Origin of the sequence: Pseudomonas sp. JV241A, from assembly GCF_900275665.1 — a bacterium.
Taxonomy (GTDB): domain Bacteria; phylum Pseudomonadota; class Gammaproteobacteria; order Pseudomonadales; family Pseudomonadaceae; genus Aquipseudomonas; species Aquipseudomonas wadenswilerensis.
Map to the genome: position 1 here is coordinate 149557 of NZ_OPYO01000006.1, position 13177 is coordinate 162733.

General features: G+C 61.6%; 13 protein-coding genes. 8 read left to right on the forward strand and 5 right to left on the reverse strand.

Annotation, left to right across the window (positions count from 1 at the left end):
• Nucleotides 1-4 precede the first annotated feature (4 nt).
• Nucleotides 5-1150, reverse strand: a complete 1146-nt coding sequence (lldD, locus tag JV241A_RS03010; protein WP_134061339.1) for an FMN-dependent L-lactate dehydrogenase LldD — start codon at nucleotides 1148-1150, stop codon at nucleotides 5-7.
• Between the two features lie 68 nt (nucleotides 1151-1218).
• On the reverse strand, nucleotides 1219-2886 hold the full coding sequence (locus JV241A_RS03015) for a lactate permease LctP family transporter (RefSeq protein WP_010222957.1): 1668 nt from the start codon (nucleotides 2884-2886) through the stop codon (nucleotides 1219-1221).
• Between the two features lie 252 nt (nucleotides 2887-3138).
• Between JV241A_RS03015 and JV241A_RS03020 the strand changes: the two genes are divergently transcribed.
• Nucleotides 3139-3906 (forward strand): GntR family transcriptional regulator, encoded by a 768-nt coding sequence (locus JV241A_RS03020; protein WP_115085219.1) that lies wholly within the window; start codon nucleotides 3139-3141, stop codon nucleotides 3904-3906.
• A 68-nt stretch (nucleotides 3907-3974) separates the two neighbouring features.
• On the opposite strand, the gene smpB is transcribed toward JV241A_RS03020, so the two are convergent.
• Nucleotides 3975-4457, reverse strand: coding sequence for an SsrA-binding protein SmpB (gene smpB / locus JV241A_RS03025; RefSeq protein WP_010222959.1), 483 nt, complete (start codon nucleotides 4455-4457; stop codon nucleotides 3975-3977).
• A 161-nt stretch (nucleotides 4458-4618) separates the two neighbouring features.
• Between smpB and JV241A_RS03030 the strand changes: the two genes are divergently transcribed.
• Together JV241A_RS03030 and JV241A_RS03035 are read left to right on the forward strand one after the other, a co-directional pair.
• The gene (locus JV241A_RS03030; RefSeq protein WP_010222960.1) at nucleotides 4619-5053 is read left to right on the forward strand and encodes a type II toxin-antitoxin system RatA family toxin; all 435 of its coding nucleotides are present in this window, start codon (nucleotides 4619-4621) and stop codon (nucleotides 5051-5053) included.
• Nucleotides 5046-5363 carry an RnfH family protein gene (locus tag JV241A_RS03035; RefSeq protein ID WP_115085220.1) on the forward strand — a complete coding sequence of 106 codons (318 nt, stop codon included), beginning with the start codon at nucleotides 5046-5048 and terminating at the stop codon, nucleotides 5361-5363. The genes JV241A_RS03030 and JV241A_RS03035 overlap by 8 nt, the downstream gene beginning before the upstream one ends.
• A gap of 57 nt (nucleotides 5364-5420) precedes the next feature.
• On the opposite strand, the gene JV241A_RS03040 is transcribed toward JV241A_RS03035, so the two are convergent.
• Complete coding sequence (locus tag JV241A_RS03040) at nucleotides 5421-5945, reverse strand: outer membrane protein assembly factor BamE (protein WP_115085221.1); 525 nt, start codon at nucleotides 5943-5945, stop codon at nucleotides 5421-5423.
• Nucleotides 5946-6042: 97 nt separating this feature from the next.
• Between JV241A_RS03040 and fur the strand changes: the two genes are divergently transcribed.
• Nucleotides 6043-6447 (forward strand): ferric iron uptake transcriptional regulator, encoded by a 405-nt coding sequence (gene fur / locus JV241A_RS03045; RefSeq protein ID WP_045199750.1) that lies wholly within the window; start codon nucleotides 6043-6045, stop codon nucleotides 6445-6447.
• An 89-nt stretch (nucleotides 6448-6536) separates the two neighbouring features.
• On the opposite strand, the gene recN is transcribed toward fur, so the two are convergent.
• The gene (recN, locus tag JV241A_RS03050) at nucleotides 6537-8210 is read right to left on the reverse strand and encodes a DNA repair protein RecN (protein ID WP_115085222.1); all 1674 of its coding nucleotides are present in this window, start codon (nucleotides 8208-8210) and stop codon (nucleotides 6537-6539) included.
• A 231-nt stretch (nucleotides 8211-8441) separates the two neighbouring features.
• Here recN and grpE point away from each other — a divergent pair, with 231 nt between their 5' ends.
• From grpE to dapB, 4 genes are all read left to right on the forward strand, one after another.
• Nucleotides 8442-8996 carry a nucleotide exchange factor GrpE gene (grpE, locus tag JV241A_RS03055; RefSeq protein WP_115085223.1) on the forward strand — a complete coding sequence of 185 codons (555 nt, stop codon included), beginning with the start codon at nucleotides 8442-8444 and terminating at the stop codon, nucleotides 8994-8996.
• A gap of 101 nt (nucleotides 8997-9097) precedes the next feature.
• On the forward strand, nucleotides 9098-11017 hold the full coding sequence (dnaK, locus tag JV241A_RS03060; protein ID WP_134061340.1) for a molecular chaperone DnaK: 1920 nt from the start codon (nucleotides 9098-9100) through the stop codon (nucleotides 11015-11017).
• Between the two features lie 210 nt (nucleotides 11018-11227).
• A complete protein-coding gene (gene dnaJ / locus JV241A_RS03065) occupies nucleotides 11228-12352 on the forward strand; it encodes a molecular chaperone DnaJ (RefSeq protein WP_115085225.1) in 1125 nt (374 codons plus the stop codon).
• Nucleotides 12353-12365: 13 nt separating this feature from the next.
• Nucleotides 12366-13169, forward strand: coding sequence for a 4-hydroxy-tetrahydrodipicolinate reductase (gene dapB / locus JV241A_RS03070; RefSeq protein WP_115085226.1), 804 nt, complete (start codon nucleotides 12366-12368; stop codon nucleotides 13167-13169).
• The last annotated feature ends 8 nt before the right edge of the window (nucleotides 13170-13177 follow it).

The following is a 13177-nucleotide window of genomic DNA, read 5'->3' on the forward strand; positions in this document are numbered from 1 at the left end:
GCAATCAGGCACCCAGTTCGCGGACCAGCGAGTCGCGGGTGATTTCGCTGATCGATTTGGCGCCGGTGAGCACCATGGCCACGCGCATTTCTTTTTCGAACAGGTCCAGCAGATTCTTCACCCCGGCTTCGCCGGCGGTAGCCAGGGCGTAGAGGAACGCGCGGCCGATCAGCACGGTATCGGCACCCAGGGCAATCATGCGCACCACGTCCAGGCCGCTGCGGATGCCCGAGTCGGCGAGGATCTTCAGGTCGCCTTTCACCGCGTCGGCAATTGCTGGCAAGGCGCGGGCGCTGGACAGCACGCCGTCGAGCTGGCGGCCGCCGTGGTTGGAGACGACGATGCCGTCGGCGCCAAACTTCACGGCGTCCTTGGCGTCTTGCGGGTCGAGGATGCCCTTGATCACCATCGGGCCCTCCCAGAACTCACGGATCCACTCCAGGTCTTTCCAGGAAATCGATGGGTCGAAGTTGGCACCCAGCCAGCCGATGTAGTCGGCCAGGCCCGTCGGGCTGCCGCGGTAGGCGGAGATGTTGCCCAGGTCATGGGGCTTGCCCAGCAGGCCGACATCCACGGCCCACTGTGGGTGGGTCATGGCCTGCCAGACCCGGCGCAGCGGTGCATTCGGGCCGCTCATGCCGGAGTGCGCATCGCGGTAGCGAGCGCCGGGTACCGGCATGTCCACGGTGAACACCAGGGTGGTGACGCCAGCAGCCTTGGCGCGCTCCAGGGCGTTGCGCATGAAGCCGCGATCCTTGAGCACGTAGAGCTGGAACCACATCGGCCGGTCGATGGCGGGTGCCACTTCTTCGATCGGGCACACCGATACGGTCGACAGGGTGAACGGAATGCCTTTGGCCGCTGCCGCACGGGCAGCCTGCACTTCGCCCCGGCGCGCGTACATGCCGGTCAGGCCGACCGGCGCCAGGGCCACGGGCATGCTCAGGGTTTCGTTGAACAATCGGGTCTCGAGGCTCAGCTCGGACATGTTCTTCAATACGCGCTGGCGCAGGGCGATGCTGGCCAGGTCCTGGACGTTGTGGCGCAGCGTGTGCTCGGCGTAGGCACCACCGTCGGCGTAGTGGAACAAGAACGGCGGCAGCTTGCGTTGGGCAGCTGCGCGGTAATCGGTAGCGGCAGAAATGATCATGGGGTCTCGCAGCGTTGGTTAAAGGGGCGGCTGCCGGGCGCGCCACAACGCGCCCGGCCCCTGACACTTTAGTGAACCAGCATGCCGGTCAGCCAATAGGCCTGGATCAGGGTGATCAGGCCGACGATGGTGGCGAAGAACAAGCTGTGCTTGAGGGTGAAGCGGAACAGGTCCGACTCTTTGCCGACCAGGCCGGTAGCGGCGCAGGCCACGGCGATCGACTGTGGCGAAATCATCTTGCCGGTCACGCCGCCGCTGGTGTTGGCGGCCACCAGCAGGGTGTCGTTGACCCCGATCTGGTGCGCGGTGGTGGCCTGCAGCGAGCTGAACAGGGCGTTCGACGAGGTGTCGGAACCGGTGAGGAACACGCCCAGCCAGCCAAGGAACGGCGAGAAGAACGGGAACGCCGCGCCGGTGCCGGCCAGTACCAGGGCCATGGTCGACGACATGCCCGAGTAGTTGGTGACGAAGGCGAAGGCCAGGACCATGCCGATCGACAGGATCGGCCAGCGCAGTTCGAAGAAGGTCTCTTTCAAAGTGGTCAGACCAGTTTTGAAATTGATCTTCAGCACCAGCATCGAGATCAGCGCCGAGAAGAAGATCGCGGTACCGGTGGCGGAAATCGGGTCGAGCTTGAACACCGCCGGGATCGCCGTCGGGGTGGCAACGATCGGTGCGGACTTGATCACCAGTTGATCAAGGTGCGGGATGGCGAAGTTGAACACCCAGCTGTACATCGAACCGCCAGCAGCGAAGGCAGCCTTGAATGGCTTGAGGGTCCAGATGGTGACCAGCACGGTGAGGATCAGGAACGGCGACCAGGCCTTGAAGATCTCGCCGAAGCTGTAGGGCGAAGGCTGGCTGCCGCCGCCCTGGACCACGGCAGCGCCGACACTGCCGGTGGCGCTGGCGAACGAGCGCTTGGGCTGCCAGACCTTGAGGAACAGGGTCAGGGAAATCAGGCTGGCCAGGGCCGAGGTGATGTCCGGCAGCTCCGGGCCGATGAAGTTCGAGGTGAAGTACTGGGTTACGGCAAAACTCAAGCCGGCCACCAGGGCGGCAGGCCAGGTCTCTTTGACGCCGCGCAGGCCGTCCATCATGAACACCAGCCAGAACGGCACGAACAGCGACAGCAGTGGCAGCTGGCGACCGGTCATGGCGCCGATCTTGAACGCATCGATACCGGTAACCTGACCGGCAACGATGATCGGGATGCCCAGGGCGCCGAAGGCCACTGGCGCAGTGTTGGCGATCAGGCACAGGCCGGCGGCGTACAGCGGGTTGAAGCCCAGGCCCACCAGCAGGGCGGCGGTAATGGCTACCGGTGCGCCGAAACCTGCCGCACCTTCGAGGAAGGCGCCGAAGCAGAAACCGATCAGCAACACCTGCAGGCGCTGGTCATCGGTGATCGACAGCACCGAGCTGCGGATCACTTCGAACTGGCCGCTCTTGACCGTCAGTTTGTAGAGGAACACTGCGGCGACAATGATCCAGGCAATTGGCCACAGGCCATAGGCAAAGCCATATCCGGCGGCGGCAAGCGCCATGTCGGCAGGCATCTGGAAAGCAAAGATCGCCACCAGGATCGACAAGCCCAGCGTGATGCTGCCGGCCACATGACCCTTGAGGCGGAACACCGCCAGCGCGAGGAAGAAGAACACGATCGGGATGACTGCCGCGAGCGCGGACAGGCCAAGACTACCAAGCGGACTGTAAAGCTGTTGCCAGGTTTGCATATGGGGTGGCCCCTAATTGTTGTTGGTCAGCACTGGCATTGGATAATTGGTAAGACCAATTTACAATGTCGAGGCGCTAGGTTAAAAGCCTCGCTGCGGCTGTGTCAATTTGTCCCAGGAAAACTTTCGTCGGATTTGTGCGGGGGCACGGGCCTGAGCGGCAGGGAAATTTGCCAACTGATGGGTGTCGGCGGGTCGCGGATGCGCCAGAATAGACAGCCCCGAACGCACTCGGGATGTGGAGAGCATGTGATGGTTTTTGATCAGGTCCGCCAACGCCGTTTGTCCGACGATATCGTCGAGCGGCTGGAAGGGATGATTCTCGAAGGCACCTTGACGGCCGGTCAGCGCCTGCCTGCCGAGCGGGCGCTGGCCGAACAGTTCGGCGTGTCACGACCGTCGTTGCGCGAAGCGATCCAGAAGCTGGTGGCCAAGGGCTTGTTGGTCAGCCGCCAGGGCGGTGGCAACTATGTGGCCGAATCGCTCGGCTCGACCTTCAGTGACCCGCTGCTGCAGTTGCTCGAAAGCAACCCTGAAGCGCAGCGCGACTTGCTGGAATTCCGGCATACCCTGGAGGCATCCTGCGCCTATTATGCGGCGATCCGCGCCACCGAGCCTGATCGCCAGCGGCTCAAGGCGGCCTTCGACACCTTGCAGGATTGCTACGCCCGCGCCGATGAAGTGGACCGGGCCGAGGAGGGCGCGGCCGATGCGCGTTTCCACCTGGCGATCGCCGAAGCCAGCCATAACGCGGTGCTGCTGCACACCATTCGTGGCCTGTTCGACCTGCTCAAGCGCAACGTGGTGACCAACATCGGCGGCATGTACAAACAGCGCGCCGAAACTCGCGACATGCTCATCAGCCAGCACCGTGAGCTGTACCTGGCGATTGTCGAAGGGCGTGCGGAAGATGCTCGCGAAGTGTCCAGCCGGCACATCACCTATGTGCAGGAGGTGCTCGACGAAGTGCGCCAGGAGGTTCAGCGGGTGGCGCGGGCGGAACGGCGTAGCGGGCGTTAGCAATCGCGGGGCAAGCCCGCTCCTGTAGGGGCGGGCTTGCCCCGCGATAAAGGCGCTTCAGGCTGGAATCAGTCTTCCTTGCCCTTGTTACGCACCGCGCGCTGCAATTCGCGGTCGGAATCACGCTCGCGCTGGGTATCGCGCTTGTCGTATTCCTTCTTGCCCTTGCCCAGTGCGATTTCGCACTTGATCAAGTGCTTGCTCCAATAGATCGACAAGGCTACGCAGGTGTAGCCCTTCTGCTGGACGGCCGCATGCAGGCGTTCCAGCTCTCGACGGTTGAGCAGCAGTTTGCGGGTGCGTGTCGGGTCGGCAATGACGTGAGTACTGGCGGCTGTCAGTGGCGTGATATGGCTGCCCATCAGCCAGGCCTCGCCATCCTTGAGCACCACGTAACTGTCGGTCAGGTGCGCCTTGCCGGCACGCAGACTTTTTACTTCCCAACCGGACAGGACCAATCCGGCCTCGAACTTGTGTTCGATGAAGTAATCGTGACGCGCCTTTTTATTCTGCGCGATAGTCCCTGTCGGATGTTTCTTTTGGTTAGCCATAGGGGCGGCATTATAGGCAGTCGCCGCGCTGTCGGCTACGGGGTAGCAGTGCGCTTGAGCCATTGCCGTGAATCCCGGACAATGCGCGCACTTGATGCGCTCTATGGCGCCCCTCGGCATTCTGGTTGTGTTTGCCGCCCAGCTTTGGAATTGACCCCTGGATGACTACCCATATTCAACGTTCGGCCCTGCTGCCATATCCCGCCCAGGCCCTGTACGACCTGGTCAATGATGTAGCGCGCTACCCGGAATTCCTGCCCTGGTGTTCGTCCAGCACCGTGATGGAAGAAAGCGACACGCATATGCGCGCGCGCCTGGAAGTGGCCAAGGGGGGGATGAGCCAGCAGTTTGTAACCAGCAATGTGCTGGTGCCGGGCCAGTCCATTGAAATGAACCTTGAGGAGGGGCCTTTTACCCAGCTGCATGGCGTCTGGGTATTCAAGCCATTGGGCGAGAAGGCCTGCAAGATCAGCCTCGACCTGTCGTTCGATTACGCCGGGCCGCTGGTGCGCGCCACCTTGGGGCCGTTGTTCAACCAGGCGGCCAATACCCTGGTCGATGCCTTCTGTCAGCGTGCCAAACAGCTCCATGTCTGAAGCGCTGCTGGCGGTCGAGGTGGTGTACGCCCTGGCCGAGCGGCAGGTGCTGCTCAGTGTTGAGGTGCCGGCGGGGGCGACTATCAATGAAGCGGTAAAACTGTCGGGGATCGCCGCGCATTTTCCCGAGGCCGATATTCAAGCCTGCCCGCTCGGTATTTTTGGCCGGGTAATCGCTAACCCTGAAGAGCAAAAAGTCGAGGCGGGGGATCGCATCGAGATTTACCGGCCATTGCTGGCAGACCCGAAAGAGGTGCGCAAGCAGCGCGCCGCAAAAGTCGCCAGGGTCTTCAAGAAAGCCAAGCGCTGAATCGCAGGCAATAAAAAAGCCCGGACTGGTCCGGGCTTTTTTGTGTGCGCTGCAGGTTTACTGCGGCGAGGTGTCCAGTGCTTCTGGCACCGGCACCGGGATGACCTCGATGGTATCCACGTCTTTCTGGATGGTGTCTTCCAGCGAGCCTGGCTTGGCAGGTTTCTCCTGCGCAGCGGGTTCGGTGGTGCCGGCCGGGCTGACAGTGGTGTCGCTGCTGCCACCGAGGATTTCCTGGTCGCGGCTGACACCTGGCATGAAGTCGCCGGACAGGCTGGCGAGCTGATCGTTCTCGTTGAAGAAGATGCTCATGCGCTCCTGTTGGCGCTCACCGCCACCGGGCTGCAGGCTATACAGGTAGTCCCAGCGATTGGTGTGGAAAGTATCCTGGATCAGCGGGTTGCCCATGATAAACCGTACTTGCCGACGGGTCATTCCGGGGCGCAATTGGTCTATCATGTCTTGCGTGACGACATTGCCCTGCTGGATGTCGATTTTGTAAACCCCGGGGAACGAGCAACCGGCGAGTGCGAGCAGTCCCACGAAGGTGAGGCTGGTTAGCAAGAGCTTGGTGTTTTGCATCGGTGGGCGACTTCCACTATCTTGGCTGGACAACGTAAACCCCGATCATACCCGTATTCAGAGAAGCTGCGAAGCAGCATCGGCGAGAAAGCTGACCATGGTTGAAAATAGCGAACTGCGCAAAGCCGGTCTCAAGGTGACACTGCCTCGAGTAAAAATTCTACAGATGCTCGACTCTACCGAGCAGCGTCACATGAGTGCTGAAGATGTCTACAAGGCGCTGATGGAGGCAGGCGAGGACGTCGGTCTGGCCACGGTTTACCGTGTTCTGACCCAGTTCGAAGCCGCTGGCCTGGTCGTGCGCCACAATTTCGATGGCGGCCACGCTGTGTTCGAGCTGGCTGACGGTGGTCACCACGACCACATGGTCAACGTCGATTCCGGCGAAGTCATCGAGTTCTTCGACAGTGAAATCGAGAAGCGTCAGAAGCAAATCGTGGAAGAGCACGGTTTCGAACTGGTTGACCACAACCTGGTTCTGTACGTACGCAAGAAAAAGTAAGCAATTATTACATTGCTGCATAAGTACTGAAGGCGACCCTGGGGTCGCCTTCGTGCTTTCTGCCTGATTGTTTTTTATAGCTGCGCGTTTCAGGCCTTGCTGGTGACCACCATCTTGCGTGCGTGTGCCAGGGATTCCTTGGTCAGGTCGATGCCGCCGAGCATGCGCGCAACCTCTTCAACACGCTCGCGCTTGCCCAGATTGGCCACGGCAGTATGGGTGGCATCGCTGTTGCGCACTTTGTGCACGAACAGGTGGTGATGGCCCTGGGCGGCCACCTGCGGCAGGTGGGTGACGGTCAGCACCTGGCCGCGTTCGCCCAGGCGACGCAGCAGTTGACCGACGATCTCTGCCGTTGGCCCGCCGATACCCACGTCGACTTCGTCGAATACCAGGGTCGGGATGCGCGAGGTCTGCGCGGTGATCACCTGGATCGCCAGGCTGATCCGCGACAGCTCGCCACCGGAGGCAACCTTGGCCAGGGCCTTGAGCGGCTGCCCGGGGTTGGCGCTGACCAGCAGCTCGACCTGTTCCAGGCCCTGGGGCTGCAGTTCGTCGCTGCTGTTGGGCCGCAACTCGATACTGAAGCGCCCGCCAGGCATGCCCAGGCGCTGGATTTCCTGCTCCACGGCGCTGGCCAGCTGGCTGGCGGCTTGCTGGCGCAGGGCGCTCAGTTCACCGGCCTTGTCCTGGTAGTGGCGGGCATAGGCGGCCAGCTCTTCAGCCAGGCGCTCGATCGATTCGTCGTTGGCGTTGAGGTTTTCCAGCTCTTCCATCAAGCGCTGCTGCAGGCCGGCCAGCTCGGTAGGGTGCACCCGGTGCTTGCGGGCGAGGGTATAGATGGTGTCGAGGCGCTCTTCGAGCTGTTGCAGGCGCGCCGGGTCGGCATCAAAGTTGTCGAGGAAGCGGTTCAGCTCGCCAACGGCTTCTTCTACCTGGATCTGCGCACTGGCGATCATGGTGGCCGCCTCGCCCAGGGCCTTGGGCGCGTTGTGCACGGCGGTCAGGCGGTTGAGGCTGGCAGTCAGGGCGTTGAGTACGTTGCCCGAATCGTTTTCGCTGCAGTGGTCGATGACCTGGCGGCAGATGCCGAACAGCGCTTCGGCATTGGTCAGGTTCTTGTGTTCCTGTTCCAGGAGCTCCAGTTCGTTCTCGCCCAGGCCAAGGTTGTCCAGTTCTTCGAGCTGGTAGCTGAGCAACTGGTGCTGCGCGCGCTGCTCATCGCCGGAATTGGACAGCCGCTCCAGTTCCTGGCGGGTCTGGCGCCAGCGCTGGGCGGCGAGCTGTACCTGGCGGGCGAGGTCGGTGGCGCCAGCGTATTCGTCGAGCAGGCGGCGGTGGGTGTCGGTTTTCAGCAGTGACTGGTGTTCGTGCTGGCTGTGGATGTCGATAAGCAGCTCGCCCAGGGCCTTGAGGTCGCCGAGCGGGCAGGGCGTGCCGTTGATATAGCCACGGCTGCGGCCTTCGGCGGTGATCACCCGGCGCAGGATGCACGGCCCGTCGCTGTCGAGGTCGCGCTCGGCCAGCCAGGTGCGCGCCTCGGGGATATCCACCAGGTCGAAGGTGGCGAGGATGTCGGCCTTGTCGGCCCCTGGGCGCACCACGCCACTGTCGGCGCGATCGCCCAGGGTCAGGCCCAGGGCGTCGAGCATGATCGATTTGCCGGCCCCGGTTTCACCGGTGATGACGCTCATCCCGCGGGCGAGCTCAAGGTCCAGGTGTTCGACGATGGCATAGTTGTGTACGGACAGGTGCACCAGCATTGGGGCGGCTCCCAGGCGTTAGGTCTGGTTATTTATACAGTGTTTTCAAATCCGCTGACAATGCTGATGTTTAGTTCAATTTGGTTATCAGGGCGCGGTTCTGATCGCCATGGGTTATGAACGAATCTGAGCGAGCTGCCTTGCAGGCCCTTGAACCTGGGTTTTGCGACCCCATATAGCCGGCAGACGCGCGAGTAATGCTCGCAGACCTAATTCGAGAGGAGAGATTTTATGGCTGACGAACAGCTGGATGAACAGAATCTGAACGCCGAAGCGGCTGGCGACCAAGAGCTGAGCGCCCGCGTGCAGGTGCTCGAAGAGCAGCTGGCGGCGGCCCAGGATCAATCCCTGCGCACCGCCGCCGACCTGCAGAACGTGCGCCGCCGCGCCGAGCAGGACGTAGAAAAGGCGCACAAGTTCGCCCTGGAAAAATTCGCCGCTGACCTGCTGCCGGTCATCGACAGCCTCGAGCGCGGCCTGGAACTGTCCAGCCCGGACGACGAGAGCATCCGCCCGATGCGCGAAGGCATCGAGCTGACCCTGAAAATGTTCCACGACACCCTCAAGCGCTACAACCTCGAGGCCATCGACCCGCACGGCGAACCGTTCAATGCCGAGCACCATCAGGCGATGGCCATGCAGGAAAGCGCCGAGGTCGAGCCCAACAGCGTGCTCAAGGTGTTCCAGAAGGGCTATCAGCTCAACGGCCGCCTGCTGCGCCCGGCCATGGTCGTGGTCAGCAAGGCCCCGGCAACGGTTTCGCCGTCGATTGACGAGCAGGCTTGAAATCGTTTTCAGCGCCCCCATCTAGGTGTCAAGCATTCAAGTATTACCGCAGTTAGCCACCACTGCTGCGGCAACCAAATTCAAGTTTCGGGAGAGTTAACATGGGTAAAATCATTGGTATCGACCTGGGGACCACCAACTCCTGCGTCTCCATTCTGGAAAACGGCAACGTCAAGGTTATCGAGAACGCCGAAGGCGCTCGTACCACGCCGTCGATCATTGCCTACGCCAACGATGGCGAAATCCTGGTTGGCCAGTCGGCCAAGCGTCAGGCGGTCACCAACCCGCACAACACCCTGTACGCGGTAAAGCGTCTGATCGGCCGTCGCTTCGATGAAGAAGTGGTGCAGAAAGACATCCAGATGGTTCCGTACAAGATCGTCAAGGCTGACAACAATGACGCCTGGGTTGAAGTGAACGGCCAGAAAATGGCGCCGCCACAAATCTCGGCTGAAATCCTGAAAAAGATGAAGAAGACCGCCGAAGACTACCTCGGCGAGCCAGTGACCGAAGCGGTGATCACCGTTCCGGCCTACTTCAACGACAGCCAGCGTCAGGCCACCAAGGACGCCGGCCGTATCGCCGGTCTGGACGTCAAGCGGATCATCAACGAACCAACCGCGGCGGCTCTGGCCTACGGCATGGACAAGGCCAAGGGCGATCACACCGTGATCGTTTATGACCTGGGTGGCGGTACCTTCGACGTTTCGGTCATCGAAATCGCCGAAGTCGACGGCGAGCACCAGTTCGAAGTTCTGGCCACCAACGGTGACACTTTCCTCGGTGGTGAAGACTTCGACATCCGCCTGATCGACTACCTCGTCGACGAGTTCAAGAAAGAAAGCGGCATGAACCTCAAAGGTGACCCGCTGGCCATGCAGCGCCTGAAAGAAGCTGCTGAAAAGGCCAAGATCGAGCTGTCCTCGAGCCAGCAGACCGACGTCAACCTGCCGTACATCACTGCAGACGCTACCGGTCCTAAGCACCTGAACGTGAAGATCTCCCGCGCCAAGCTGGAATCGCTGGTAGAAGACCTGGTTCAGCGCACCATCGAGCCATGCCGCATCGCCATGAAAGACGCCGGTATCGACGTCAGCAAGATCGACGACGTGATCCTGGTCGGCGGTCAGACCCGTATGCCGCTGGTGCAGAAAGCTGTTACCGACTTCTTCGGCAAAGAAGCACGTAAAGACGTCAACCCGGACGAAGCGGTTGCCATGGGTGCCGCCATCCAGGGCGCGGTATTGGCCGGTGACGTGAAAGACGTACTGCTGCTGGACGTCAGCCCGCTGACCCTGGGTATCGAAACCATGGGTGGCGTGATGACCGCGCTGATCGAGAAGAACACCACTATCCCGACCAAGAAGTCGCAAGTGTTCTCGACTGCCGATGACAATCAGGGCGCCGTGACCATTCACGTGCTGCAAGGTGAGCGTAAGCAGGCTGCACAGAACAAGTCCCTGGGCAAGTTCGACCTGGCTGACATTCCACCAGCACCACGTGGCGTGCCACAGATCGAAGTGACCTTCGATATCGACGCCAACGGCATCCTGCATGTCGGCGCCAAAGACAAGGCCACCGGCAAGACCCAGTCGATCGTGATCAAGGCCAACTCCGGCCTGTCTGATGAAGAAATTCAGCAGATGATCCGCGACGCCGAAGCGAACTCGGAAGAAGACCGCAAGTTCGAAGAGCTGGCCGCTGCCCGTAACCAGGGTGATGCACTGGTTCACTCGACTCGCAAGATGGTCGCAGACGCTGGTGACAAGGTCACTGCCGACGAGAAAACCGCGATCGAAGCTGCCGTGGTTGCCCTGGAAGCCGCCATCAAGGGCGACGACAAGGCTGCCATCGACGCCAAGGTCGAAGAGCTGTCGAAAGTCTCGGCTCCGGTTGCCCAGAAGATGTACGCCGAGCAGTCGGCTGAACAGCCTCAGGGCGGCGCTCAGCAAGCTGAGTCGGAAGCCAAGCACGACGACGTCGTCGATGCCGAGTTCGAAGAAGTCAAAGAGAACAAGTAATTGCTACAGGTTGTCGGCCAGTTGACTGTTTTTTGATGGTTGGCTGGTAGGATGTCGCCGCGCGGGGGCTTGCTCCCGCGTTGGCGTGTCTGCAATACCCGAATTTTTACAGCATCTGTCAGCCGCCCGTGGGGTAGGTGAGGTGGGTGCTGGCGGCACAGCGCGGAATGCGCAGAGGTTTGCCGAACGTCCTCAAGAGTGCAAAGACTTATGGCAAAGCGTGACTATTACGAAGTTCTGGGAGTTGAGCGCGGCTCCAGTGAAGCGGACCTGAAGAAGGCCTATCGCCGCCTGGCGATGAAGCATCACCCGGACCGTAATCCTGATGACAAGGACTCGGAAGAGAAATTCAAGGAAGCCAACGAGGCTTACGAAGTGCTCTCCGATGCCAGCAAGCGTGCGGCTTATGACCAGTATGGTCATGCCGGCGTGGATCCGAGCATGGGTGGTGGCGGCGCCGGTTTCGGCGGCGCGAACTTCTCGGATATCTTCGGTGATGTGTTCAGCGATTTCTTCGGCGGTGGCCGTGGTGGTTCGCGTGGTGGTGCCCAGCGTGGCAGCGACCTGCGTTATACCCTTGAGCTGAACCTGGAAGAAGCCGTCCGCGGTACCACGGTCAATATCCGTGTGCCGACGCTGGTCAATTGCAAGCCGTGTGACGGCTCCGGGGCCAAGAAAGGCTCGTCGCCTTCGACCTGCCCGACCTGTGGCGGTATCGGCCAGGTGCGCATGCAGCAGGGCTTCTTCTCGGTCCAGCAGACCTGCCCACGTTGCCACGGCCAGGGCAAGATCATCACCGACCCGTGCGATTCGTGCCATGGCGAAGGCCGCACCGAAGAGTACAAGACCCTGTCGGTCAAGGTTCCGGCAGGTGTCGACACCGGCGACCGTATTCGTCTGTCCGGTGAGGGCGAGGCCGGTTCGCAAGGTGGCCCGACTGGCGACCTGTACGTTGTGATCAACGTGCGTGAACACTCGATTTTCCAGCGCGACGGCAAGCATCTGTACTGCGAAGTGCCGATCAGCTACACCGACGCTGCCCTGGGTGGCGAGCTGGAAGTGCCGACCCTCGATGGTCGGGTCAAGCTGAAGATCCCGGAAGGTACCCAGACCGGCAAGCAGTTCCGTCTGCGCGGCAAGGGTGTGGCGCCGGTTCGCGGTGGTGGTGCCGGTGACCTGATGTGCCGGGTCGCGGTGGAAACCCCGGTCAACCTCAGCCGTCGTCAGCGCGAGCTGCTCGAAGAGCTGCGTGATTCGCTGGAAGGCGACAGTTCCCATTCGCCGAAAGCCAATGGCTGGTTCGAAGGCGTGAAGCGCTTCTTCGGTGATCTCTAAGAAGGAATAGGGCATGCGACGTATAGCGGTAATGGGCGCGGCAGGGCGCATGGGCAAGACCCTGATCGAAGCAGTGCAGCAAGCCCCGGGTGCCGGGCTGACCGCGGCGATCGATCGCCCCGACAGCTCGCTGGTCGGCGCTGATGCAGGTGAGCTGGCGGCGCTGGGCCGGATCGGCGTGCTGCTGTCCGACGACCTGGCCAAGGTCGCCGACGAGTTCGACGTGCTGATCGACTTCACTCATCCCTCGGTGACCCTGAAGAACCTGGCGTTCTGCCGCAAGGCAGGCAAGGCGATGATCATCGGCACCACCGGTTTCACGGCCGAAGAAAAGCAACTGCTGGCCGAAGCGGGCAAGGACATTGCGATCGTCTTCGCCGCCAACTTCAGTGTTGGCGTCAACCTCAGCCTGAAGCTGCTGGACATGGCTGCGCGGGTGCTGGGTGATGATGTCGATATCGAGATCATCGAGGCTCACCACCGGCACAAGGTCGATGCGCCGTCGGGTACTGCGCTGCGCATGGGTGAAGTGGTTGCCAATGCGCTGGGCCGCGACCTGCAGGAAGTGGCGGTGTATGGCCGTGAAGGCCAGACCGGTGCGCGTGATCGCAAGACCATCGGCTTCGCCACCGTGCGTGCCGGCGATGTGGTCGGTGATCACACCGTGCTGTTTGCTGCCGAAGGTGAGCGCCTGGAGATCACCCACAAGGCCTCCAGCCGCATGACCTTCGCCAAGGGTGCGGTACGTGCGGCCCTGTGGCTGGACGGGCGCGAGCCTGGCCTGTACGACATGCAGGACGTGCTCGACCTGCGTTGAACGCTGTT